Raw genomic sequence first — 23,647 nt, 5'->3', positions numbered from 1 at the left:
AAGGCTGAGAAGCCCCCTGCAACACAACGACCTAATGGAACGAGCCCACTCTGGAATACGCAAGTTGCAAAGCCAGACGACGGGCTGACAGGACAGACCATGAATATCTTCGCAGATTTCGACGCACGTATCAAAAAGACGTTGCAAGATATTGATCTGAAACCGAAAGATGGTGGTGATCTCGATCTTTCGCGCGTTGGCGTAGAGCCCCCGCGCGATGCGACCCATGGCGATATCGCGACCAATGCGGCCATGGTTCTTTCCAAGGCTGTCGGTCAGAATCCGCGCGAACTTGCGGTGCGTATCGCCGAAGCCTTGAAGAGCGATGAGGACGTCGAAACGGTCGATGTTGCCGGTCCGGGCTTTATCAATCTGCGACTGAAGGCCAGCTACTGGCAGCGCGAGCTTGCCGCGATGCTCAATGAAGGCACGGATTTCGGTCGTTCCAAGCTTGGCGCGGGCAACAAGGTCAATGTCGAATATGTTTCGGCCAATCCGACCGGCCCGATGCATGTCGGCCACTGCCGCGGCGCCGTTGTGGGCGACGTGCTGGCCAATCTGCTGAAATTTGCGGGCTACGACGTCGTCAAGGAATATTACATCAACGATGCGGGCTCGCAGATCGACGTGCTCGCAAGCTCCGTCATGCTGCGTTATCGCGAAGCGCTGGGCGAAATCATCGGTGAAATACCGGCTGGCCTCTATCCAGGCGATTATCTCGTGCCTGTGGGACAGTCTTTGGCCCGGGAATATGGCACGAAGCTTCTGGAAATGCCGGAAGCGGATGCGATGGCTATCGTCAAGGAAACCACCATCAATGCCATGATGGCGATGATCCGCGCCGATCTCGAAGCGTTGAACGTCCATCACGATGTGTTCTATTCCGAACGCCAGCTGCATGCCGATCATGCCCGTGCGATTCGCAATGCGATCAACGATCTGACGCTGAAGGGCCATGTCTACAAAGGCAAGATTCCGCCCCCGAAGGGCCAGCTGCCGGAAGATTGGGAAGATCGCGAACAGACTTTGTTCCGCTCGACCGAAGTGGGTGATGATATCGATCGTCCGCTGATGAAGTCTGACGGCACATTCACCTATTTTGCCGCTGACGTTGCTTATTTCAAAGACAAGTACGACCGCGGCTTCAACGAGATGATTTACGTGCTGGGCGCCGATCATGGCGGCTATGTGAAGCGTCTTGAAGCCGTTGCGCGTGCCGTGTCCGACGGTAAGGCCAAGCTCACCGTGCTGCTCTGCCAGCTGGTGAAACTCTATCGCAATGGTGAGCCGGTGCGCATGTCCAAGCGTTCGGGCGAATTCATCACCTTGCGCGATGTCGTGGACGAAGTGGGCCGCGATCCGGTGCGTTTCATGATGCTTTACCGGAAGAACGATGCGCCGCTCGATTTCGATTTCGCCAAGGTCACGGAACAGTCCAAGGACAATCCGGTGTTCTATGTGCAGTACGCATCGGCGCGTTCGCACTCGGTTTTCCGGCAGGCTGCCGACCAGCTCGGTCTTGCCGATCTGGACCGCGTGGCCATGTCCGCACATTTCGACAAGCTGACTGACGAGAGCGAAATTGCACTCATCCGCAAGCTTGCAGAATATCCGCGCTTGATCGAAGCAGCGGCGATCCATCAGGAGCCGCATCGTCTTGCTTTTTACCTGTTTGACCTTGCCAGCGCGTTCCATTCGCAATGGAATAAGGGCACAGAGAACCCGGACTTACGTTTTATTAAGGTTAACGATCCAGACTTGTCACTAGCCAGGCTAGGGCTGGTACAGGTTGTTTCCGATGTTCTGACGTCTGGATTGACGATCATCGGAGCTGATGCTCCGACGGAAATGCGCTAGAATTGATCGATTGACGGGAGCTCGTTAAGTCAAACGAAGCTCTCGAATGCGGTAGATCAAGTCTAACAAGAAAAGACCGGGATGAACCGAAGGTGTTGGTTTATCCCGTTCTGGTCTTTCGGTGCAGGAAACTACCGTCAACTTTTGCCCACATTGCCTCGCTAATAAGCAATGTAAGGTGACGTCTTGCGGCGTCCAGGGTTTGAGTTAGGAACACACCATGACGGACAGCAGTGCAAATCCCCGTAGTTACGGCGAGCGTCCGCTGCACGAAGACGATCCGCTGATGGAACTGTCGCGAATCGTGGACTTTGGCGCGCCTCAAGGTGACCATTCCGCTTGGAATGAGCGTCAATCTCATGATCGGCCCGAGCCGGACTTTGATCCGGCGCTTGATCTCGAACGCGAGCTTCTCGGTGATTTTGACGATTACGCGCAGCCGGCAAGTCACAACCAGCCTGTTGAGCCTGAGCCGGAAGTTGCTCAGGATCAGCGCTACAGCGCGCAGTATTATCGCGGCGCTGAACCGCTGGTGCACGAAGAAGACCTTGCTTCTGCCCTGGAAGAAGAACTCGACCTGCATCTGGAGAGTGGAGCGTCCGTTCCTGCGCCTGAGCTTGACGACTTCGAAGACGCCGAACGCACCGAACCCGTTCAGCAGTTCGATTATGCCGATTATTCGAGCGCGCGTGATTCGTATGACGACCGTTATTCAGCGCAAAGCTCGGCCTATGATCACCGCGAATCGCCGGATAGCCCTGCCGCCGATCACGGCGCATATGATCCGACGATCTATCAGCCAGCTATCGAGCCGCACGAGGAATCCTATCTGACCCAGGCCGCGCAAAGCCGTGACTGGCAGACCGTGGAGCCTGCTGCGCCGTCTTATGGCGCTGAGCCTGCGCATCAGTCCATGTCGCTCGAGGACGAGCTGGAAAATCTGCTGTTCGGTGACGAGCCGCAGCCAGCATCCGCAAATGACAGCGCCTATGGTTATCACCCTGAGCCGGTATCCTATGCTCCGCAGGCCGCTGCCTACGAACCGGAACAAGCCGTGTCATACACGCCCGCGTCGGGCCATGACCTTGCGGCGGAGGAAGAGGCGGAGCCTGAATTCGACGATCTGGTGCTGGATGAACTGCATCTGGACGAACAGTCATCCGACGAACCGCATCAGCCGGTAGCAGCCGTTGCGCCAGTTCAAGACGCGGTCGCCCGCACGGAACCATCCGGCTATCCCTATTACACCCGTGGCAATTTTGCTTCGGGCGTTGTCGCGCAGATGCCGACGGCATCGACGCAACCCGTTCAGCAGGAATCGTCTTACGCCACTTCAAGCGCCTTCGCTGGTGCGGAGCAGGCTTCGAACGAAGTCGCGGCGCGGGACGACGATTTTTCCTTCGACGATGATTTCTCCTTCGATGCCGCAGCATTATCCGCAACGACCGCTGCGGAAGGCACCGATGATGATCTGTCGGATCTCGATGAGCTGAGCCTGAGCGAAGACGACTTTGGTTTTGAGCCTTCGGGTGATTACTCCGAATCGGAAGTCCTCAAGGCGACCGACGAGGAATTGCTTGGCGGCGACGATTTCTTCAACGAAGACGATCTCGATCTGCACGATGACAACAGTGCAGCTGCGCCTGCCTATGCCCATGCGGTGCTTTCGGATGAGGATTATCGCCCGACGACATCGATGCCGCATTTCGCAACTGCACAGCAGGCTGCCAGTGCACCCGCACCGGACGTGGAAACGCTGAGCGTTGCCGAGAATAAGGTTGAACAGACCCATTCTCTCGATCTGCCGGAAGTCAATTACGGTGAGGAGGAAAGCGCTGCCGGTCTTGGTGATCTCGAAGCTGAATTTGCCGAGGTCTTCAATACGGTTGGCGTCGATGAGTTGAACACGCCTACCGACGCGCAGAGCGAAGCCGACAAGGCCTTCGAAGATATCTTCCGCGAAAGCGCATCCAGCTATCTGCCGAATGCCGGTGTTGCCACAGCGGGCCTTGGTGCAGCCGTTGCCGCTGCTGCAACCTCCTATGGCCGTTCGCAGCCGCGCCAGACTGGCCAATATAACGCAGGCGAGCAGGCTGGCAGCGAGGATGACTTCTACAATCATTGGGCAGCCCAGGGCGCGCAGACCGTTGAAGGCGGCGACTATGGCGCGCGTGCCGCCATGCAGCCCGAAGACGATCTTGGCAAGGCGTCGGAAGCCTATCGCAATCGTCCGGTACGCGGTCGTCGCGGCTTGATTCTGGCAAGCGTCGCCGGTGCTGTCGTATTGCTCGGTGGTATTGGATATCACTTCATGGGCGGCGGTTCGCAGGAACCGGTCGTCATCCATGCCGACAACCAGCCAATCAAGATGCAGCCGGAAAACCCCGGCGGTGCGACGGTCCCGAATCAGGACAAAGCGGTCTATGATCGCGTTGCAGGCACCTTGCCGAATAATCCGGAACAAAAGTCGCTGATCACTTCGGGTGAAGAGCCCGTCGATATTTCGGGCACGGACGACAATGAAGCCATGACCGATACGCCGGATTCGTCGGCTGAAAACGGTCAGGCCAATGCTGGCGCACCAAATGGGCAGAACACCCCGGAAAACGCGCCTTTGATCCAGCCGCGCGAAGTTGAAACCATGATCGTTCGCCCGGATGGCAGCATCGTGCAGCCGGAACCGGCGGCACCGCAGACGGCCAACAACGCCCCGCAGCCTCCGGCACAGCCATCCGCTCCGGCTGGTGGCGATGAAATCGCGGCAATCGCTTCGGGCAATTCCGTGCCGGAACCTTCGGCGCCTGCGCCGCAAGCCCAGCAGCCTGCTGCGCCGGCCCCGGTTGCTCAGGCGCCAGCTGCGGAAACGCCGCGCCTCCCGGCACGTGCGCCGGTTGTCCCGTCGCGTCCGGCTGAACAGCCTGTCAACATAGTCGGCAACGTTCCGCAGCGCACGCAGGCCGCAGCGCCTGCCGCTGCTGCTCCCGCTGCCAATCAGCAGGTTGCATCGGCTGCCGGTGGCGCTGCTGGGGCAGGCGGGTATTTCATCCAGATCGCATCGCAGCCTTCCGCTGAACTGGCGCAGAAATCCTATGCCAACATGGCGCAGAAATACGCCAATGTGATCGGCGGGCGCGGCGTGGATATCAAGCGCGCCGACATTCCGGGCAAGGGGACCTACTACCGTGTCCGCGTTCAGGCCGGTTCGCGTGATGATGCCAACGCGTTGTGCGGTCGCTTGAAATCGGCTGGTGGCAGCTGTCTCGTAACCCGCTGAGCCATAACAACAGACAGGAACAGGGCGGCATGAGCCGCCCTTTTCATGTGCACTTTCAAGCGCACGGAATTTTAGTTAGAACGAATTGCCAATCAGCGGAAAAGACGAGGGATATTCGCATGAAACAGTGCAAGGCATGGATTGCCGGTGTTTCGGGGACAAAGCTTACGCCGGATGAGGTTGCCTTTTTCCGCGACGAAAGGCCCTGGGGCTTTATCCTGTTTGCCCGCAATGTCGAAAGTCTCGAACAGGTTGCTGAACTCACCGCGCATATGCGCGATGTGACGGGGCGTGATCAGACGCCGATTTTCATCGATCAGGAAGGCGGGCGCGTGCAGCGTCTGCGTCCGCCGCTTGTGCCGAATTATCCGTCCGCCGGAGAGATTGGCGCGATCTTTGCGCGCGACCGCGAAGCAGGCCTGCGCGCCGCATGGCTGCATGCACGTTTGCATGCCTTCGATCTTCTGAAGGTTGGTGTCACCTCCGACTGCCTTCCGGTTCTCGATGTGCCCGTCGAAGGCGCGCATGATGTGATTGGCGCGCGCGCTTATTCCAAGAACCCGCATGCGGTGGCCGAGATGGGCCGCGCCGCTGCCGAGGGCTTGCTGGCGGGCGGTGTGTTGCCGGTCATGAAACACATGCCGGGCCATGGCCGCGCCTTCGCGGATACGCATAAGGAACTGGCTCGTGTGACCGCGCCGCTGAGCGAATTGCTGGCGCATGATTTCGTGCCGTTCAAGGCGCTCAATGATCTGCCGATGGCCATGACCGCGCATGTCGTGTTCGATACGCTGGACCCAAAGCGTCCTTCCACTTTGTCGCCGACTGTGATCAACACGATCATTCGTGAAGTGATTCAGTTCGACGGTCTGATCATGAGCGACGATATTTCGATGAAGGCGCTTTCGGGTGGACTGGGCGACATTGCCGACGGCATCATCGGTGCGGGCTGCGATATCGTGCTTTATTGCGCAGGCGTGATGGAAGAACTGGTGCAGGTTGCCGCCCGCGTGCCGGTGCTCGAAGGAAAATCGAAGCGTCGCGCGGACCTGGCCGAAGTCTATGCGGGCGATCCAGACCTTTCGGATGAGGACGAACTGCGCGCCGAATTCAACGGCATGTTCGAAGCGATAGCGTAATCGTTAAAACTTGGTAAACTGCGCAAATGCATTGCCCGGCTTGTCCGGGCAGCATGAGTGGCGACTGCGCATTGAGAGGCGAGCGGCTTGGCGGCATCGGGAACCAACACGGACGGAAAAGACGGCATGCTCGTGCCGATGGATTCGCTGTGGCAAAGCGATGCCGAACGAGCGGAAAGTGAACCGTCCTTGCTGATCGACGTGCAGGGCTTTGAAGGTCCGCTTGATCTTTTGCTGCATCTGGCGCGCAACCAGCGTGTCGATCTGGCGCGTATTTCCGTTTTGGCGCTGGCTGAGCAATATCTCGAATTCGTGGAGCAGGCCCGGGCGTTCCGACTGGAGCTCGCCGCCGACTATCTCGTGATGGCGGCGTGGCTCGCTTATCTGAAATCCAAGCTGCTTATTCCCAAGCAGCAGGGTGACGATGGCGAGACCGGCGAGGAGCTTGCTGCATTTTTGCAATTCCGCCTGAAAAGGCTGGAGGCAATGCGCGATGCCGCAGCCGCTCTGGTCAATCGCAACCGTCTGGGACGTGATGTTTTTCCGCGCGGCATGCCGGAAGTGGTGATGGTCGACCGCGCCAGCCAGTTTTCCGCAACGCTCTACGATCTTCTGACGGCCTATGCCTCTCAGCGCCAGCGGCAAGCTGTAACGAATGTACAGATCACCAAACGCGCTGTCTGGTCTCTGAAGGAGGCGCGGGTGGCGCTGGTACGCCTGATGGGTGGGGATATTGGAGACTGGATTTCGCTCGACCGTTTTCTGATCGACTATGCGCTGTCGCCGCAGGAGAGGGCGTCGGCGCTGGCAAGCTCCTTTGCCGCCAGTCTGGAACTGGTGCGTGAAGGCAAGCTCGAAGTTCGCCAGAATGCGCCATTCGAGCCTATTTATATGCGGGCCAAGCCCGGTTTAAGCGAATTTGACGAGGACGAGGATGTCTGAGGCGGAACGCCAGCTGGCGGAATTCGAAATGGATGATGAATTTGAGGAAGCTGAGCTTCCGGCAAGTGGGTTAGCCGATCTGGCCCGCATCGTCGAAGCGATCATTTTTGCTTCTGCCGAGCCGGTATCGGAGCGCGCGCTACAGGAACGCCTGCCACCGAAGGCCGAGCTTGCGCCGATTTTGCAGCATCTCCAGAAGGTCTATGAGTCGCGCGGCGTGCATCTTGTACAGGTCGGTTCGGCCTGGGCATTCCGCACCGCGCCGGATCTGGCCTTCCTGATGAGCCGCGAGGCGGTGCAGCAGCGCAAGCTGTCCCGCGCTGCCATGGAAGTGCTGGCGATCATTGCCTATCACCAGCCGGTCACCCGCGCTGAACTGGAAGATATTCGCGGCGTCGAAACGTCCAAAGGCACGCTGGACGTGCTGATGGAGACGGGCTGGATCAAGCTGCGCGGACGCCGCCGCACGCCGGGCCGCCCGGTGACATACGGCACGACGGAATCGTTTCTCGACCATTTCGGACTGCCGGAAATCCGCGATCTTCCGGGGCTGGAAGAACTGCGCGGGGCAGGGCTTCTGTCCGCCCGCATGCCTTCAAGCTTTGCCGTTCCGGTGCCGAATATCGACCCGGATGAACTGACCGACGAAGAAGAGCCGCTCGAGGATATCGATCTCGAAGACCTGGGCCTGCTGGCTCCAAAAGATTAAGTCGGTGTGCGACTTTTCTATGATCCACAATTTGCTGCACATAAAGAGGACACATGCGACGAATAAAATCGTTACATTGGCCTTCACAGCTATACTTCCGTTTGAAAGATTGCTTGAAAGCGCTTAAATCACTATCGACATTGCAGGAACAGGCTGCGTTTAAGCAGCGATGAGAGGAATGAAATGGGTAGCTTTTCCATCTGGCACTGGCTGATCGTTCTGGCGGTTGTGTTGCTTCTTTTTGGCCGCGGCAAGATTCCCGAGCTGATGGGTGATGTTGCCAAGGGCATCAAGAATTTCAAGCAGGGCATGAACGACGAAGACGCCGCCAAGGACGCCCGGGACGATGGTCGCACCATCGACGCCAAGGCGGAAGAAACCGTCAGTGACGTCAAGAAAACCACCAAGTCCTGATCTATCGGATCAAGAATGCTGCGTATCAGGATGGTTACGCAGCATGTTTGCCATCTGTAATAGTGCGGTTTTCCGCCGAAAGACGGGACACGCGCGCGCTGCGCGGGGTATAAAATGCTCGATGTCGGTTGGTCTGAATTGCTGGTCATTGCGATCGTCATGATCGTTGTCGTTGGCCCCAAGGATTTGCCGAAGATGCTTAGAGCCTTCGGTAAGGCGACTGCGCGCATGCGCGCGACAGCCAACGAGTTTCGCAACCAGTTCAATGAAGCCTTGAAAGAGGCGGAACTGGAAGACGTCAAGAATATCATCGACGAAACGCGCAAGCTCGATCCTCGCTCCAAGCTGACGCAGGTTTTCGATCCGATTCGAAGTGCAGGCGAAGACCTGAAATCGAGCATCAAATCCTCGACCTCCATGTCGCCAGCAACGCCTGAAAAGGTTGCGGAAGTGACCACGCCGGTCGATTTGAGCGGGACACCTGTTCCTGCACCTGCGCCCGTTCAGACTGAAACTGCCCCGGAAAAGCCTGTAAAGGCACCGCGAGCGCCACGCAAAACGGCGGCAAAAGCTGAGCCAGCGGCACCGAAGGTGGCAAAGGCCAAGGCCGCAACGGCAAAGCCAGCGGCTGCGAAGCCCATTGCCGCCAAAGCGACTGCGGCGAAATCCACGCCGAAGAAGGCGGCGGACGCAACCAAACCAGCCGCTGACAAGGCGGTTGCTCCTGCCAAAAAGACCACCAAGAAGACAGGAACCAAAGCGTGACCCGTGACGAGGATGAAATCGAGCAGAGTGCCGCGCCTTTGCTTGAACACCTGATCGAACTGCGCCGCCGCCTCATATGGGCAATCCTGGCATTTTTCGTGGCATTCGCAGTCTGCTTTGCATTTGCAAAGCACCTCTTCAATCTGCTTGTCGTGCCTTATCAATGGGCCATTGACTGGGCAGGCATGGACCGTTCCAAGGCGGAGCTGATCTATACCGCGCCGCAGGAGTTCTTCTTCACGCAGGTGAAGGTGGCGATGTTCGGCGGTATCGTGCTTGCTTTCCCGATTATCGCGGCGCAGATTTACAAGTTTGTCGCGCCGGGGCTCTATAAGCATGAGCGCATGGCTTTCTTGCCCTTCCTCATCGCATCGCCGATTCTGTTCCTGCTCGGCGGAGCGCTGGTCTATTTCTTCTTCACCCCGATGGTTATGTGGTTCTTCCTCGCCATGCAGCAGACGGGCGGCGCAGGAGAAGTGCAGATTTCGCTTCTGCCAAAGGTCTCGGAATATCTGAGCCTCATCATGACGCTCATTTTCGCTTTCGGTCTGGTTTTCCAGTTGCCGGTCATCACGAGCCTCATGGCGCGTGTTGGCCTCGTGACTTCGGCTGGCCTGAAGGACAAGCGTAAATATGCGATTGTGATCGCCTTCATCGTGGCCGCCGTTCTGACGCCGCCCGATCCGGCGAGCCAGATCGGTCTTGCCTTGCCGACGATCCTTCTCTACGAGATTTCCATTATCGTGGCTCGTATGATCGAGAAGAAGCGCGACGAAGCAGAGAACGCAAAAGAAGCTGAAAACGACGCTTCTTCCTCTTGATCGTAGACTACGATTTCCGCTGGCCGCAGCTTTTTGCGGCCCGCCCTTGTTCAATTTCACGAAACGGCTTTTCCCATGCTCGACATCAAATGGATTCGCGAAAACCCAGAAGACCTCGACAAGGCGCTTGCAAAGCGCGGGGCAGGGCCGCTCTCGTCCCAACTGATCGCGCTCGACGAAAAGCGCCGCGAAAATGTCGGCAAGGTTCAGGCCGCGCAGGAACGCCGCAATGCCGCTTCCAAGGAAATCGGCAAGGCGATGGCTGAAAAAGATGCCGCCACTGCCGACAGGCTGAAAGCGGAAGTCAGCGAACTCAAGAATTTTCTTGCTGAGGCTGAGGAAGAAGAGCGCCGTCTGGTCAAGGAATTGAACGACGCGCTTTCGACGATCCCGAATATTCCGCTTGGCGATGTGCCGCTCGGCAAGGACGAAGCCGACAATGTCGAGATTCGCCGCGTCGGCAATCAGCGCAATTTCTCCTTCCAGCCGAAGGAACATTATGAACTGGGCGAAGCGCTCGGCATGATGGATTTCGAGCGCGCAGCGAAAATCGCCGGTGCGCGTTTCACGATCCTGAAAGGTGGTCTGGCGCGTCTGGAACGTGCGCTCGGTCAGTTCATGCTCGACCTGCACACCACCCAGCATGGCTATACCGAAACCATGCCGCCGCTGATGGTGCGCGACGAGGCTGTTTATGGCACTGGCCAACTGCCGAAATTCTCGGAAGACCTGTTCCGCACCACGGATGGCCGCTGGCTGATCCCGACGGCGGAAGTGCCGCTGACCAATCTGGTCGCCGACGAAATCGTCGATGTGAAGACTCTGCCGCAGCGTTACACCGCGCTGACGCCCTGCTTCCGTTCGGAAGCCGGTTCCGCCGGGCGCGATACGCGCGGCATGCTGCGCCAGCACCAGTTCCTGAAAGTGGAAATGGTGTCGATCACCGATGCAGAAAGCTCGATTGCCGAACATGAGCGCATGACGGCTTGCGCCGAAGAAGTGCTGAAGCGTCTGGAACTGCCATTTCGCACTGTCGTGCTCTGCACCGGCGATATGGGCTTCGGCGCGCAGAAGACCTACGATATCGAGGTCTGGCTGCCGGGTCAGAACACCTACCGTGAAATTTCCAGCTGCTCGGTCTGCGGTGATTTTCAGGGCCGCCGCATGAACTCCCGCTATCGCCCGGAAGGCGAGAAGTCCACGCGTTTCGTTCACACCCTCAACGGGTCTGGCGTTGCTGTCGGTCGTGCGCTCATCGCCGTCATGGAAAATTACCAGCAGGAAGATGGCAGCATTCATATTCCTGAAGCATTGCAGCCATACATGGGCGGCCTCACGCGCATTGAAAAGGCTGCGTGATTCAGGATCTCAATAATTAGAGCAGGAGTGAAGACGTGCGAATTTTGCTGACGAACGATGATGGTATCCACGCTGAAGGCCTCGCAGTTCTGGAGCGAATCGCACGACAGCTCTCGGATGATGTCTGGGTTGTTGCACCAGAAACCGACCAGAGCGGTCTGGCGCATTCGCTGACCCTGTCGGAGCCGCTGCGTCTGCGCCAGATCGACGAAACGCATTTCGCGTTGCGCGGCACGCCGACCGATTGTGTCATTATGGGTGTCCGTCACGTTCTGCCGGGCGCGCCTGATCTCATCCTTTCCGGCGTCAATTCCGGTGCGAATATCGCCGACGATGTGACCTATTCCGGCACTGTGGCCGGTGCGATGGAGGGCACGCTGCTCGGCATCCGCTCCATCGCTCTGTCGCAGGAATATGACTATGAAGGCGACCGCCGGATCGTTCCGTGGGAAACGGCTGAAGCCCATGCGCCGGACCTGATCCGCAAGCTGGTTGCAGCCGGTTGGCCGGAAGGCGTCTTGCTGAACCTCAATTTCCCCAATTGCGGTGCGGATGAAGTGCAGGGCACCCGCGTGACGGCGCAAGGAAGACTTAGCCACGACGCGCGTCTGGACGAGCGCCGCGACGGTCGCGGTTTTCCCTATTTCTGGCTGCGTTTCGGTCGCGGCAAGGCACCTGTCGCCGACGACAGCGATCTGGCGGCAGTCCGTTCCGATTGCATATCGGTCACGCCGTTGCACCTTGATCTGACCGCGCATAAGGTTCGTGCAGAACTGAGCACTGCGCTTGGTCTTGAAGCTTGAATCGGGGGGAAGCATGAGGCAGGCAACGTCTGAGCGGCCAAGGCTTTCGGACCGGGAAGGATTTGCATCCTTCGTCTTGCGCATGCGCGCGCGCGGTATTGATGATCCGCGCCTCTTTGCAGCCATTGAAGCGACTCCACGCCAAAGCTTTCTCGCTTCGGCGTGGTCGCATCTTGCCTATAGCAACCGCACAGCGCCGCTCGATTGCGGTGAATATATCGAAGGCATTGACGATCAGGCGCGTGTGTTGGCAGCGCTGAAGCTGGAACCGGGCCATCGCGTGCTGGAAATCGGCACGGGATCGGGCTTTACCGCCGCCGTCATGTCGTCGTTATCGGGCCGCGTGACGACGGTGGAGCGTTATCGCAAGCTTTGCGACCACGCCTTGCAGCAGTTCGTTTCGCTGAAGCGCGAAAATATCATGGTCAAGCACGCCGATGGACGCCACGGTATGCCGGGCGGACCGTTCGACCGAATCATTCTCTGGCTGGCTTGCGAAGAAGTGCCGCGCCATTTCGTGGAGCTGCTGGCGACGCACGGTGTACTGATCGCGCCGATCGGTCCTGGTGACGGTGAACAGATCATGACGCGGATCTCCAAGGTCGGCAGCCGTTTCGAGCAGGAAAACCTGATGGTTGTCCGCTATCAGCCCTTCATTGAAGGCGTTTCTTCGGTTCTTTAGAGCACATCCCGAAAAGTGTGAAACGGTTTTCGGATGAGATGTGCGTTTCAATAAACATTTAGAGCGCCGATCTGATTGAATCAGATCGGCGCTCTAAATCGCCATTTTCCCAAACTATAGTGCCATCCATTCCGGTCTTCATCGGAAGGGTGGCTGCGCGCCAATGTGCGCTTATGGTGTTTAATTGGTGAATCTTTTTTCAAAGTTGGGTCGTTCTTAACCAGCGAGTAACATTAACGCGCTTTAATCGTCTTACTGAGTTTCGAGTATGGACGAGTTGAACATGCGTTTCCCAATTTTGCAGCATACGTCCGAACGTCTCCTGCGGAATGTCGCAATCGTTCTGATTGCCGGCTTTGGAGCCGGGTGCAGTTCCGATACGATGCGTTTCACAGACGGCATCTTTACCGGTTCGACGTCCAATCAGCGCGTTGCGCAACAGCCCTCAGGCGATGTTTATGCGTCCGCCCCAATAGCGCCGGCTCCGCGGGTTTCCAGCGGAACGGTTCAGCGTAATTCGCTGCCGGCACCATCAGCAGTGTCTTCCGCCCCAATGGCGGCACCGGTCGCGGCAGCGCGCCAGTCGGTTCAGGCTCCTGTCGCTGCAGCCTCGACGCAGATGCAGAATCAGGTTGGTCAGGCCCGCAATATGGCAACCAATCAGATCAACGGTGCAGAGACCCGCGTGGCAAGCGCCGCGACCACGACCCACAACGCTGTGAACGGTACTGTTAACGGTGCCAAGGAAAAGGTTCTGGGTCAGCTTCCGGCAACGCCCGGGCAGGGCGCCCCGCGCCCGACCGATAATAACATTGCCGTCGTCCCGGCAGCCCCATCGGTCAATGGCAAGAAGTCTTCTGCCGCTACCGATATGGCTTCGGCGGGCGCAAACACGGCGACGCCTCCTGCGCCGAAGGGCGGCTATACGGTTCAGAGTGGCGATTCGCTGTTTTCGATCGCACAGAAGCACAATGTCCCGGTTGAAGATCTGAAGCGGGCCAATGGTCTCTCCAACGGTGCGATCCGGGTCGGTCAGACGCTGGTAATTCCGGCAGCAGGCGCAGCCGCTGTAACGCAAGTTGCAGCGGTCACCCCGCAGCCAGCAAGTCCGGCCAAGGCCGCAGCCGCCGCAAACGATGCGGACGCCGGAAGTGTTAAGCCTTACACGCCGCCGCAGGCGAGCAACAAGGTGATTGAAGACGCCGAGAAGGATCAGGCCGCAGCGCCATCCTCCACCGGTATATCCCAGATGCGCTGGCCGGTTCGCGGTCGTATTCTGGCAAGCTTCGGTCAGCGGGATGGTACGGCAGTCAGCGACGGTATCGACATCATGGTTCCGGAAGGAACAGCGGTTAAAGCAGCTGAAAACGGCGTCGTGATCTATGCTGGCGATGGCCTGAAGGAATTCGGTCAGACGGTTCTGATCCGCCACGACAACGGGCTGGTCACGGTATATGGCCATAATAGCCAGATACTGGTCCAGCGCGGGCAGAAGGTTCGCCGCGGCGAAGATATCGCCAAGTCGGGCATGAGCGGCAACGCGAAGTCGCCGAAGCTGCACTTCGAAGTGCGCAAGAATTCCTCGCCGGTCAATCCTTCCAAATATCTGGAAAGCTGAACGTAGTGAGAAATGCCAACGAGAAGGCGGGCCGAAAGCCCGCCTTTTTCTGTTTTACATGGCCACACCGAGACGGCCAGCAAGATCCTGAACATATTGCCATGCCACGCGCCCGGAGCGATTGCCGCGTGTGGTCGACCATTCCAGCGCTTCCGCGTGAAGCTTGGCGTGATCGTAGTTCAGTTTGAAATGGGCCGCATAGCCGTCCACCATGGCGAGATAATCGTCCTGGCTGCATTTGTGGAAGCCGAGCCAGAGCCCGAAGCGATCCGACAGCGAGACTTTTTCTTCAATGGCCTCCGACGGGTTGATCGCCGTGGAGCGCTCATTGTCGATCATGTCGCGCGGCATCAGATGACGGCGGTTTGATGTTGCGTAGAAAATCACATTGCCGGGACGACCTTCAACGCCGCCTTCGAGCGCGGCTTTGAGCGACTTATACGAAGTATCATCGTGGTCGAAGGAAAGGTCGTCGCAGAACAGGATAAAGCGATAGTCCGTATCCTTGATCATGTTCATCAGCGTCGGCAGGCTGTCGATATCCTCACGGTGGATTTCGATCAGTTTGAGCGGCTTTTGGGACACAAGTTCGGCGTTGACGCTGGCCTGTGCAGCCTTCACCAGCGAGGATTTGCCCATGCCACGTGCGCCCCACAGCAAAACATTGTTTGCCGGATAGCCATTTGCGAAGCGGCGGGTATTGTCTACGAGCTGGTCACGCACCAAATCTACGCCACGGATCAGGGAGATATCCACGCGGTTAACCCGCTTCACCGGATCAAGCGTCAGTCGTTCCGGCGCCCAGACAAAACAGTCTGCGGCGTCGAGCTCCGGCGTTTTGGCTTCTGGTGGTGCGATACGTTCGAGCGCGGCGATCAAACGGTCCAGTTTCTGGCTGAGTATGTCTTCGGTTGTCATTTCCATGCCCCTAGTGGTCTCGGAACGGCTTAACATGTCACAGCGGAGGCGAAAAGTGTGCGACCTTGGCGCAGGCGGGGTGATCGTCGGTTGCATTTGGCGCGCCAACCATTGTAATGCCCTTAACAAATTGTCTTTGAGACTTCAGAGGAGTTCCTAATGTTCGTAACACCGGCTTTCGCTCAAGCACCTGGCGGCGGCGCTTTTGGCCCAGACATGCTGATGAGCATTCTGCCGTTCATCCTGATCTTCGTTATCATGTACTTCCTCATCATCCGCCCGCAGCGGACCCAGATGAAGAAGCGTCAGGAAATGCTGAACGCAGTGCGCCGTGGCGATACGGTCGTGACCGGCGGCGGCATTGTCGGCAAGGTGCAGAAAGTCGTCGACGACAATGAAGTCGAAGTCGAAATCGCCGAAGGCGTTCGCATCAAGGTTTTGCGCAGCACGCTGATGGATGTGCGCGTCAAGGGGGAACCTGTCGCCGATAATAAGAACAAATAATCTCTTTTTGAGATGTTACGGGCTCCGGTAAGTTTTTTCTAACCGGAGCCCATGCAATATTCGGTCGGCGCGACCTTTGTATGCGCGCTTGATCCAAGGCCGGAGAGCGGTGCGCACGCGCACCCCGGCATGCTCTATCCAGGCCAAAACGGGCCAAGCTGAAACGGAATTGCTGCTCTATGCTCTATTTTTCACGCTGGAAATCGGCCCTGATCTGGTTGGCGGTTCTCGTCAGCTTCGTCATCGCTTCCCCTAATTTTTTCTCGCGTGAAACGCTGGCAAATCTGCCCGGTTTCCTGCCGAAGAAGCAAGTCGCGCTCGGCCTTGATCTTTCCGGCGGCTCGCGCCTAGTCATGCAGGTGCAAAATGCGGGCAAGAACGATCTTGAACGCTCCGCAGAAATCATGCGGCAGCGCCTTGAGGAACTGGGCTACGGTCATCCTGTTGTAGAAACCGAAGCGCGCAACCAGATCCGCGTCGAAGTGCCGGGGCTGTACGATGCGCAGCTTCTGAAAGATATTCTCAGCATTCGCGGCGATCTCTCGTTCCACGCTGTTGACGATTCCATTTCGCCGGACGACGCCATTCGCGGCACGCCGCCAGCAGATAGCGAAATCGTCTATTCTTATGACGATCCGCCGGTCGGCTATCTCGTCAAGAAGCAGCCAATTCTCACCGGCGCAAATATCACCGACGCGAAGGCAACGCTTTCTTCCGATGATAATGAGCCGGTCATCACCCTGACCCTTGATGATGCAGGCCGCAAAGGCCTTGCCGCCTTGACTGCCAATGCGACGGGCAAGAGCTTTGCCATCGTGGTCGATAATCAGGTCGTGTCTGCGCCGGTCATCAGCGAGCCGCTCGACACAAACGAATTGCAGATTTCTGGCGCCTTCGATTTGCAGGCCGCCAATAATATGGCCGTTGTTCTGCGCTCTGGCACATTGCCGCAAGCGGTGACCGTGCTGGAAGAACGCACTATCGCATCAGCGCTTGGCGAAGATTATGCGAGTGCCGCCGTGACGGCTGCACTTCTGGCCGCACTTCTCGTCGGCCTGTTCATGGTGCTGTCCTATGGCATTCTAGGCGTCATCGCGATGGTGGCGCTTGTAGTCAACATCATCATCTTGACGGCGGTTATGTCGCTCATCGGTGCTTCGATCAGCCTTGCCAGTGTTGCGGGTCTGGTGCTGATCATCGGCATGGCGGTGGACGCGAATATTCTGATTTACGAGCGCGTGCGTGAAGATCGCCGCAAGGGCTATTCGGTCGTGCAGGCGATGGAATCCGGCTTCTACCGTGCGCTGTCCACCATCGTTGACGCCAATCTGACGACGTTGATTGCAGCATTGGTTCTGTTCCTGCTGGGCTCCGGCACGGTGCATGGCTTTGCCCTGACCGTTGCAGTCGGCATCGGCACTACGCTGTTCACCACGCTCACCTTTACCCGTCTGCTGATCGCCCAATGGGTGCGGACGGCGAAGCCGAAGGAAGTGCCGAAGCGTCGTCTCAAGCTGGTGCCGACGGTCACGCATATTCCGTTCATGCGCCTGCAGTTCATCACGCTCGGCATCTCCGTGCTGGCCTGTGCCATCGTGGTGGCGCTATTTGTGAATATCGGCTTCAACTACGGCATCGATTTTCGTGGCGGTTCGATGGTCGAGCTTCAGGCGCGTAGCGGCGACGCCAATCTTGAAGACATCCAGGATCGTCTTTCCGAACTGAATATCGATAGCGCCCGCGTTCTGCCTGCCAAATCGCCGCGTTCGGCGCTTGTGATCATCGGCAGCCAGGAAGTGGGCGACGATGCCGAACAAACGGTCGCCGTGAAACTGCGCGGCGAGTTCGAACAGGATTATTCGTTCCAGCGGGTGGAGGTGGTCGGTCCGACCGTTTCCGAACAGCTATCGCGCGCCGGTATTCTGGCCGTAGTCCTGTCGCTGATCGGCATTTTCATCTATGTGTGGGTTCGCTTTCGCTGGCAGCTGGCGCTTGGCGCAGTGCTTTCGACATTGCATGACGTGGTTATTCTTGCGGGCATGTTCATTGTCTTCCGGATGGAGTTCAACCTCTGGAGCGTGGCGGCAATCCTGACGATCATCGGCTATTCGTTGAACGATACGGTCGTGATCTATGACCGGGTGCGCGAAAATCTGCGCCGTTACAGCAGCGCGCCGCTGCCTGCGATCATCGATGCCTCGATCAACCAGACCCTGTCGCGTACCTTGCTGACGTCCTTTGTAACGTTCCTTGCGCATATTCCGCTTTACGCCTTCGGCGGCGCCGATATCCGCATGTTCGCGCTGGCGCTGAGTGTGGGTATTATCGTGGCGAGCTATTCGTCGATCTTCATCGCCGCGCCGCTGCTGGTTCAGTTCGGACTGAAGCCGCGCGGTCCCGAGCAGGATGAGGAAATGGGCGACGAACTGGCGCAGTCGCTCAATCTGGAAAGCTGAGAATGGCCAAGGGAATTGAAATACGCGAAGCGCATTTTCCGGGGCGCGCGCCGATTGATGCATATGGCGATGGCGGTTTTCGCTTCGCCGAAATGTCGCATCGCGGTTCGATCTTGTGCCTGCCGTCCGGCATTCACGGCTGGAAGCCCGCAACGCCGCCGGTGCTTTCGCGGGCCGATCTGGAGCTGATTCTGGAGCAGGCTTCGGATATCGAAATTCTGCTGGTTGGAACCGGAATGGATTTGCGGCGTATTCCAGAAGACGTGCGCGCGGTTTTGCGAGAGCATCGCATTTCATCCGACCCGATGAGCACCGGTGCTGCCGTGCGGACCTATAATGTGCTGCTGGCGGAAGATCGCGCGGTCGCGGCGGCGCTTATTGCAGTAGAATAACGATCATGAACCAGAATGAGGCACATTGCCTGGCGCTTCTTCGTGAGGCTGACCGGGACCGTTACCTGTCGGTGCTCTATGCGCCGGAGGAAAAACGCGGCTGTCTGGCCGCACTTTATGCCTTCAATGCGGAAGTGGCGCGCATTCGCGATCTCGTTCACGAACCATTGCCGGGCGAAGTGCGCCTGCAATGGTGGCGCGATCTGATCAATGGTGAGGCGAGGGGCAGCGCCGAAGCGCATCCCGTCGCCGCCGCTCTGGTCGAAACGATCAACAAGTACGAGCTTCCTCGAACGGCGTTCGACAATTATTGTGAAGCGCGCATATTCGATCTTTATGATGATCCGATGCCAAGCCGTAACGATCTTGAGGGCTATTGCGGTGAGACCGCATCGGCTATCATTCAGTTAGCCGGCTTTATTCTGGATCGCGATGCCGCGCAGGCGCATAGCGAAACCGCCGGTCATGCGGGCGTTGCGCAGGCGATAACAGGCCTGCTGCGTCTTCTGCCGATCCATCGCCGTCGCGGCCAGCTCTATGTTCCAGCCGACATGCTGGCTTCGGTTGGCGTAACGCGGGAGGCATTTTTAGCCAAGGACGATGCGTCGGCCTGCGAGCGCTTGGTAAGCGTCATGCTGGCGCTCGCTAGTGAGCATCTGGCGATTTTCGATAAGGCAAAGGCGACATTGCCCAAAAGCCTCGCACCGGCGTTTTTGCCGATGGCCATTGTGCCCGCCTATCTGAAAGCGATTGAACGCCTTGGCGGCAAGGCCGCGGAACGGACAGCCGATATTTCGGCTATCCGTAAGCAGTGGCTGATGTTTCGCGCGAATTTCTGACCGTCAGGCCGGTAGTTCCAGCCACTTGCGGAAATCAGCAAGAGCGCGGGCGGAAAGCGCGCGCTTTTTGGCGATGGTCTTTTCCTTGCCACGCAGACGTTTGCCTGCTTCCTTCGGAACTTCGACCGGTGGAAACAGGCCGAAATTGACATTCATCGGCTGGAACGACCGCTTGCCCGGCTCGGCATCGTCAGCGACGATATGGCCGCCGGTGATGTGCCCGAGCAGTGCGCCAAAGGCGGTTGTCGGCGGTGGCGGTACGGCAGCATTGCCCAGTCGCTCTGCGGCGGTGAACCGACCGGCGAGAAGGCCGATGGCCGATGATTCGACATAGCCCTCGCAACCCGTCACCTGACCGGCAAAGCGCAGGGTTGGCCGAGACTTCAGACGCAGCACGCTGTCGAGCAGCACGGGCGAGTTCAGGTAAGTGTTGCGGTGCAAGCCGCCGAGACGGGCGAATTCAGCATTTTCCAGTCCGGGAATCATCTTGAAGATGCCGGTCTGCGAGCCGTATTTCAGCTTCGTCTGGAAACCGACCATGTTGTAAAGCGTGCCCAGCGCATTGTCCTGACGCAGTTGCACGACTGCATAGGCCTTCACCGTCGGGTTATGCGCATTGGTCAGCCCCATCGGCTTCATCGGGCCGTGGCGCAGCGTTTCGGGTCCGCGTTCCGCCATGACTTCAATCGGCAGACAGCCGTCGAAATAGGGAGTGCCTTCCCATTCCTTGAATTCCGTCTTGTCGCCCGCCACGAGTGCGGCGACAAACGCTTCATACTGCTCCTTGTCCATCGGGCAGTTGATATAGTCCTTGCCGGTGCCGCCGGGGCCGACCTTGTCGTAGCGCGACTGGAACCAGCAGACGTCCATATTGATCGAATCGAAATGCACGATGGGTGCAATCGCGTCAAAGAAGGCGAGCGCGTCGGCACCCGTTTCAGCGGCGATGGCTTCGGCCAGCGACGGGGCGGTCAGCGGGCCGGTGGCCACGATTGTGGTGCCCCATTCTGCGGGCGGCAGGCCGGTGACCTCTTCACGCTTGATGGTGATCAGCGGATGAGCCTCAAGCTTTTCCGTCACGGCCTGCGCAAATCCCTCGCGGTCCACGGCAAGCGCGCCGCCCGCCGGAACCTGATGCGCATCGGCACAGGCCATGATGAGCGAGCCTGCAAGGCGCATTTCGGCATGAAGGACGCCGACAGCATTGGTTTCGGCATCGTCGGAGCGGAATGAATTGGAGCAGACGAGTTCTGCCAGCTGCTCGGTCTTGTGCGCATCGGTGCCGCGCACGGGGCGCATTTCATGCAGCACGACAGGAACGCCTGCCTGCGCAATCTGCCAGGCGGCTTCTGAGCCAGCGAGACCGCCGCCAACGACGTGGATGGGGGAGAGATCGGATGTATTTGTCATGATCCTTCCCATATCGCCTTTGCGGACGGCCTTCAATGGGGCAGCAATATCCCAAAAAACAAATGGCATCCGTCGCGGGAGGAGGTGCGACGGATGCCATATGGAAAGACCGGATTGGGAGGAGGAGAACCGGTCTTGTTATCGCAAAGCCTGGGAGGAGGATGGCTTGGCGATGAACCAGGGCTGGTGGGAGGAGGATCCAGTCCTGGTAGTATTCTAGAGCATTTCCAGCAAAAGTGTGAAGCGGTTTTGCGTCGGAAGATGCGTAAAAACAAAGACTTAGAGCGGTTCCGACGATTCCGTCAAAACAGGAACCGCTCTAAGCTCGAAACTTCACTCTGAAATTTTCATCGAAAGGCGTTCAGCGTAATGCAATCGTGTCGCGAACAGCTTTTCGGTCTTCAGCGTGATGCTTAGCGAGTCTTGCTCTGACGAGCGACGTAAGGGATATCGGCGCGGGAGATGCCGAGATCGTTCAGTTCGCGAGTCGAAAGCTGGTTCAGTTCGCTGACGGTTTCACGGTAACGGCGCCAGTTGTTGTAAGAGCGAAACAGGTTCATGGTCTTCATCCTTCAGTGTGCGATGCTATCGCTTGGGTTCAATTCATCTCGTTTGTTGCCCATGATATAAGCTATTGTTTTTGCAAGTTGCAGAGCCGAGTTTGCATAGCTGCCTTGCGGGCGCTGCAACACGCTTTAAATCGATTGGACTGTTCCGGCACAAAATTGCCGCAATGCGATTTGAACGCATGGTTTGCTGGTTTCGAAGTTTCTTATATGTTCTCAACCGGTTGCGGTGGCGACCGTCATCTCAGTTCGTTGACCCGGGAGTCATTTTGTCTTTTTCAATCTCAGTGGAGCGCCTGATTGAGCGCTGGCAGCAGGAAGGGCTGATCGATGCGGTGACCGCATCGCGCCTGAACGCGGATCTTGAAAAACGAGCCACGGGTTTCAGCCTCGGTGCGGTGCTCGCCACGCTTGGCGGACTGCTTCTGGGGGCCGCCGTCATCATGCTGATTGCCGCCAACTGGCAGGATATGCCGCGCCTGATGCGGATTGGGCTCGTGCTTGCCCTCATCTGGATTGGTTATCTCGGCGGCGCGTGGCGACAGGCAAAAGGCGACAAGGTGTTTTCGTCTGCCCTTTATGTCGTCGGCGCTGCGTCCTTCGGCGCAGGCATCGCGCTTGTCGGGCAGATGTATCACGTGTCCGGCGATGTTCATTCCGCCGCCGTCTACTGGACACTGGGCGTGCTTGCATCAGCCTTCCTGCTGCGCGCGCCGGTTCTGGCCGCTTTTGGCGCAGGCGTTGCGTGTTTCTATCTATCGACATTCGTGTTTGACGGCACACCGGCGGACAATGCCGATTTGGCCTATCGCTGGATCGGTCCGCTTCTCCTGCTGGTTGGCGTCGGTGCCGCGCTCTTCACGCGCTCGCGCCATGCAGCCCATCTCTGGGCCTTGTTCACGATTGGCTGGGCCTTGCTGTTTTACGCGAAGAATGAAAGCGATGTGGTCTTGTGCATCATGATCGCAGTCGGCATCGCCTTCATGCTGGCGGATGCCTTTGCGCATGACATGATGGAGCGGCTCACGCGCTTTGCGCAGCCGCTGGCTTCCTATGGGCTGCTGCTGTCGCTGCTGTCGCTCGGCATTCTGCAGCTCAATCATATGTTCTCGTCTTCGGGCGGGTCGGCCTCCCTCGATCAGGACGTCCTTTATAGTATGCTGATCCTTGGCCTATCGATTGGCGCCATCGCATTGTGCGGTCGCGACAATGGCGGATTGCGCTCCATCGCCTATGCCGCGTTTTCGTTTCAGGTGCTTTATCTGGCATTCACAACTGTCGGCACGATGATCGGCACGTCCGGCTTCTTCCTGACCGCGGGTGTTCTCGTACTGCTTCTGGCGGCCTTCGTTCGCCGGATGGAGCGACGGTTCGGTAAAAGACGCGAAGCGGGGAGCCAGTCATGAGCAGGAAGTCGCTTTATATTGGTGCTGCCCTTTCCGCCTTGCTGCAAAGCGGCATTCTTTTTGCAGGCATCGAACAGCGCGCATCCATATTGCGCTCGGGCCATGAAATCGTGTTGCAGACCGAACCGGTCGATCCGCGCGATCTGTTGCGCGGCGATTACGTCATTCTCGGCTACGAGATTTCCAGTGTCATGGGCAAGGACGTGCAGGGCAAGCCATCAGGCGAGCCGCGAACGGTCTATGTCGCGCTAAAGCCGGATGCAGAAAAGCTATGGCATTTCTCGCGGGCGGCGCTCAGGCCGTTCACCGATCTCGCGCCGGATGAGGTGCAGATTCGCGGCCAGTCGACTTACCCGGTTTCTGGCTATCCGGATCAGACCATTCGCCTCAATTTCGGCATCGAGCGCTATTATGTTCCTGAAGGGCAGGGTCGCGATATCGAAATCGGACAACGTGAAAGTCGGATTTCTGTTGTTGTTGCTGTCGATGATAGCGGCACCGCAGTCATCAAGGCTTTGCGGGACGAGGGGCGGCAACTCTATGAAGAACCGCTCTATTGATACGGTTTTCCGGCAGTTTCGCCACTCTTATACTGCCGCATCAAGCTGATGTTTATCTCAGGCTTGGCATGCGCGGAATGATCGCTATATAGAGGGGCAGAGTGCCGGAAGCGTTTTGTCTTGCCAAGCCCGGAAAATCTATCCCGGGAAGGCGGCTTTTTTCCTTTGAACCGGGAAAATTGGATGATATAGAGACGCGCGCTTTCGAGGGCA

Annotated in this window: 21 protein-coding genes; 18 read left to right on the top strand and 3 right to left on the bottom strand. The window is 58.0% G+C overall.

Annotation, left to right across the window (positions count from 1 at the left end; all coding sequences use genetic code 11):
- Positions 1–99 precede the first annotated feature (99 nt).
- The 12 genes from argS (at position 100) to dipM (ending at position 14,383) form a co-directional block, all read left to right on the top strand.
- On the top strand, positions 100–1,857 hold the full coding sequence (gene argS / locus JAU75_RS02770; protein ID WP_199054394.1) for an arginine--tRNA ligase: 1,758 nt from the start codon (positions 100–102) through the stop codon (positions 1,855–1,857).
- 220 nt (positions 1,858–2,077) lie between these two features.
- Positions 2,078–5,131: an SPOR domain-containing protein gene (locus tag JAU75_RS02765; protein WP_199054393.1), complete on the top strand. Its 3,054-nt coding sequence runs from the start codon at positions 2,078–2,080 to the stop codon at positions 5,129–5,131.
- A gap of 119 nt (positions 5,132–5,250) precedes the next feature.
- On the top strand, positions 5,251–6,270 hold the full coding sequence (gene nagZ, locus JAU75_RS02760) for a beta-N-acetylhexosaminidase (protein ID WP_199054392.1): 1,020 nt from the start codon (positions 5,251–5,253) through the stop codon (positions 6,268–6,270).
- A gap of 87 nt (positions 6,271–6,357) precedes the next feature.
- Positions 6,358–7,212 (top strand): ScpA family protein, encoded by an 855-nt coding sequence (locus JAU75_RS02755; protein WP_199054391.1) that lies wholly within the window; start codon positions 6,358–6,360, stop codon positions 7,210–7,212.
- Positions 7,205–7,921 (top strand): SMC-Scp complex subunit ScpB, encoded by a 717-nt coding sequence (gene scpB / locus JAU75_RS02750; RefSeq protein WP_199054387.1) that lies wholly within the window; start codon positions 7,205–7,207, stop codon positions 7,919–7,921. Before JAU75_RS02755 ends, scpB begins: the two co-directional genes overlap by 8 nt.
- A 183-nt stretch (positions 7,922–8,104) precedes the next feature.
- Entirely contained in the window at positions 8,105–8,335 is a 231-nt protein-coding gene (locus JAU75_RS02745) for a twin-arginine translocase TatA/TatE family subunit (protein ID WP_199054385.1), read from the top strand.
- Positions 8,336–8,449: 114 nt separating this feature from the next.
- Positions 8,450–9,100 (top strand): Sec-independent protein translocase protein TatB, encoded by a 651-nt coding sequence (tatB, locus tag JAU75_RS02740; RefSeq protein WP_199054383.1) that lies wholly within the window; start codon positions 8,450–8,452, stop codon positions 9,098–9,100.
- Positions 9,097–9,921 carry a twin-arginine translocase subunit TatC gene (tatC, locus tag JAU75_RS02735; protein WP_199054381.1) on the top strand — a complete coding sequence of 275 codons (825 nt, stop codon included), beginning with the start codon at positions 9,097–9,099 and terminating at the stop codon, positions 9,919–9,921. Before tatB ends, tatC begins: the two co-directional genes overlap by 4 nt.
- Positions 9,922–9,996: 75 nt before the next feature.
- Positions 9,997–11,280, top strand: a complete 1,284-nt coding sequence (gene serS, locus JAU75_RS02730; RefSeq protein WP_199054375.1) for a serine--tRNA ligase — start codon at positions 9,997–9,999, stop codon at positions 11,278–11,280.
- Between the two features lie 35 nt (positions 11,281–11,315).
- A complete protein-coding gene (gene surE, locus JAU75_RS02725) occupies positions 11,316–12,083 on the top strand; it encodes a 5'/3'-nucleotidase SurE (RefSeq protein WP_199054373.1) in 768 nt (255 codons plus the stop codon).
- A 13-nt stretch (positions 12,084–12,096) separates the two neighbouring features.
- The gene (locus tag JAU75_RS02720; RefSeq protein WP_199054371.1) at positions 12,097–12,765 is read left to right on the top strand and encodes a protein-L-isoaspartate(D-aspartate) O-methyltransferase; all 669 of its coding nucleotides are present in this window, start codon (positions 12,097–12,099) and stop codon (positions 12,763–12,765) included.
- A 268-nt stretch (positions 12,766–13,033) separates the two neighbouring features.
- Positions 13,034–14,383, top strand: coding sequence for a cell division endopeptidase DipM (gene dipM, locus JAU75_RS02715; RefSeq protein WP_199054370.1), 1,350 nt, complete (start codon positions 13,034–13,036; stop codon positions 14,381–14,383).
- Between the two features lie 54 nt (positions 14,384–14,437).
- Here dipM and JAU75_RS02710 read toward each other — a convergent pair whose 3' ends face one another.
- Entirely contained in the window at positions 14,438–15,301 is an 864-nt protein-coding gene (locus JAU75_RS02710; protein ID WP_199054369.1) for an ATP-binding protein, read from the bottom strand.
- A gap of 159 nt (positions 15,302–15,460) precedes the next feature.
- Here JAU75_RS02710 and yajC point away from each other — a divergent pair, with 159 nt between their 5' ends.
- From yajC to JAU75_RS02690, 4 genes are all read left to right on the top strand, one after another.
- A complete protein-coding gene (gene yajC / locus JAU75_RS02705; RefSeq protein ID WP_109368868.1) occupies positions 15,461–15,805 on the top strand; it encodes a preprotein translocase subunit YajC in 345 nt (114 codons plus the stop codon).
- A gap of 179 nt (positions 15,806–15,984) precedes the next feature.
- Positions 15,985–18,261 (top strand): protein translocase subunit SecDF, encoded by a 2,277-nt coding sequence (gene secDF, locus JAU75_RS02700; RefSeq protein ID WP_199054368.1) that lies wholly within the window; start codon positions 15,985–15,987, stop codon positions 18,259–18,261.
- A gap of 2 nt (positions 18,262–18,263) precedes the next feature.
- Positions 18,264–18,653 (top strand): Mth938-like domain-containing protein, encoded by a 390-nt coding sequence (locus tag JAU75_RS02695; RefSeq protein ID WP_151589570.1) that lies wholly within the window; start codon positions 18,264–18,266, stop codon positions 18,651–18,653.
- A gap of 5 nt (positions 18,654–18,658) precedes the next feature.
- Positions 18,659–19,492 (top strand): phytoene/squalene synthase family protein, encoded by an 834-nt coding sequence (locus tag JAU75_RS02690; protein ID WP_199054367.1) that lies wholly within the window; start codon positions 18,659–18,661, stop codon positions 19,490–19,492.
- A gap of 3 nt (positions 19,493–19,495) precedes the next feature.
- Here JAU75_RS02690 and trmFO read toward each other — a convergent pair whose 3' ends face one another.
- Complete coding sequence (trmFO, locus tag JAU75_RS02685; protein ID WP_199054366.1) at positions 19,496–20,902, bottom strand: methylenetetrahydrofolate--tRNA-(uracil(54)-C(5))-methyltransferase (FADH(2)-oxidizing) TrmFO; 1,407 nt, start codon at positions 20,900–20,902, stop codon at positions 19,496–19,498.
- Positions 20,903–21,315: 413 nt separating this feature from the next.
- The gene (locus JAU75_RS02680) at positions 21,316–21,462 is read right to left on the bottom strand and encodes a DUF1127 domain-containing protein (RefSeq protein ID WP_199054365.1); all 147 of its coding nucleotides are present in this window, start codon (positions 21,460–21,462) and stop codon (positions 21,316–21,318) included.
- A 275-nt stretch (positions 21,463–21,737) separates the two neighbouring features.
- On the opposite strand from JAU75_RS02680, the gene JAU75_RS02675 reads away from it, so the two are divergent.
- Together JAU75_RS02675 and JAU75_RS02670 are read left to right on the top strand one after the other, a co-directional pair.
- Positions 21,738–22,874 (top strand): DUF2157 domain-containing protein, encoded by a 1,137-nt coding sequence (locus JAU75_RS02675; protein WP_199054364.1) that lies wholly within the window; start codon positions 21,738–21,740, stop codon positions 22,872–22,874.
- Positions 22,871–23,434: a GDYXXLXY domain-containing protein gene (locus JAU75_RS02670; protein WP_199054362.1), complete on the top strand. Its 564-nt coding sequence runs from the start codon at positions 22,871–22,873 to the stop codon at positions 23,432–23,434. The genes JAU75_RS02675 and JAU75_RS02670 overlap by 4 nt, the downstream gene beginning before the upstream one ends.
- Positions 23,435–23,647 lie beyond the last annotated feature (213 nt).

This window comes from Ochrobactrum sp. Q0168, from assembly GCF_016427605.1.
Lineage (GTDB): Bacteria > Pseudomonadota > Alphaproteobacteria > Rhizobiales > Rhizobiaceae > Brucella.
The sequence above is the reverse complement of the archived record's forward strand: the minus strand, read 5'-3'. Positions and strand labels throughout refer to the sequence as shown.

Bases quoted from the DNA above. Each gene is read 5' to 3' on its own strand.
- yajC (WP_109368868.1), top strand. From the start codon at position 15,461: ATGTTCGTAACACCGGCTTTCGCTCAAGCACCTGGCGGCGGCGCTTTT.
- dipM (WP_199054370.1), top strand. From the start codon at position 13,034: ATGGACGAGTTGAACATGCGTTTCCCAATTTTGCAGCATACGTCCGAA.
- argS (WP_199054394.1), top strand. From the start codon at position 100: ATGAATATCTTCGCAGATTTCGACGCACGTATCAAAAAGACGTTGCAA.
- JAU75_RS02690 (WP_199054367.1), top strand. From the start codon at position 18,659: ATGAACCAGAATGAGGCACATTGCCTGGCGCTTCTTCGTGAGGCTGAC.
- nagZ (WP_199054392.1), top strand. From the start codon at position 5,251: ATGAAACAGTGCAAGGCATGGATTGCCGGTGTTTCGGGGACAAAGCTT.
- JAU75_RS02670 (WP_199054362.1), top strand. From the start codon at position 22,871: ATGAGCAGGAAGTCGCTTTATATTGGTGCTGCCCTTTCCGCCTTGCTG.
- secDF (WP_199054368.1), top strand. From the start codon at position 15,985: ATGCTCTATTTTTCACGCTGGAAATCGGCCCTGATCTGGTTGGCGGTT.
- JAU75_RS02695 (WP_151589570.1), top strand. From the start codon at position 18,264: ATGGCCAAGGGAATTGAAATACGCGAAGCGCATTTTCCGGGGCGCGCG.
- trmFO (WP_199054366.1), bottom strand. From the start codon at position 20,902: ATGACAAATACATCCGATCTCTCCCCCATCCACGTCGTTGGCGGCGGT.
- JAU75_RS02745 (WP_199054385.1), top strand. From the start codon at position 8,105: ATGGGTAGCTTTTCCATCTGGCACTGGCTGATCGTTCTGGCGGTTGTG.
- scpB (WP_199054387.1), top strand. From the start codon at position 7,205: ATGTCTGAGGCGGAACGCCAGCTGGCGGAATTCGAAATGGATGATGAA.
- JAU75_RS02765 (WP_199054393.1), top strand. From the start codon at position 2,078: ATGACGGACAGCAGTGCAAATCCCCGTAGTTACGGCGAGCGTCCGCTG.
- JAU75_RS02680 (WP_199054365.1), bottom strand. From the start codon at position 21,462: ATGAACCTGTTTCGCTCTTACAACAACTGGCGCCGTTACCGTGAAACC.
- JAU75_RS02720 (WP_199054371.1), top strand. From the start codon at position 12,097: ATGAGGCAGGCAACGTCTGAGCGGCCAAGGCTTTCGGACCGGGAAGGA.
- JAU75_RS02710 (WP_199054369.1), bottom strand. From the start codon at position 15,301: ATGACAACCGAAGACATACTCAGCCAGAAACTGGACCGTTTGATCGCC.
- tatB (WP_199054383.1), top strand. From the start codon at position 8,450: ATGCTCGATGTCGGTTGGTCTGAATTGCTGGTCATTGCGATCGTCATG.
- serS (WP_199054375.1), top strand. From the start codon at position 9,997: ATGCTCGACATCAAATGGATTCGCGAAAACCCAGAAGACCTCGACAAG.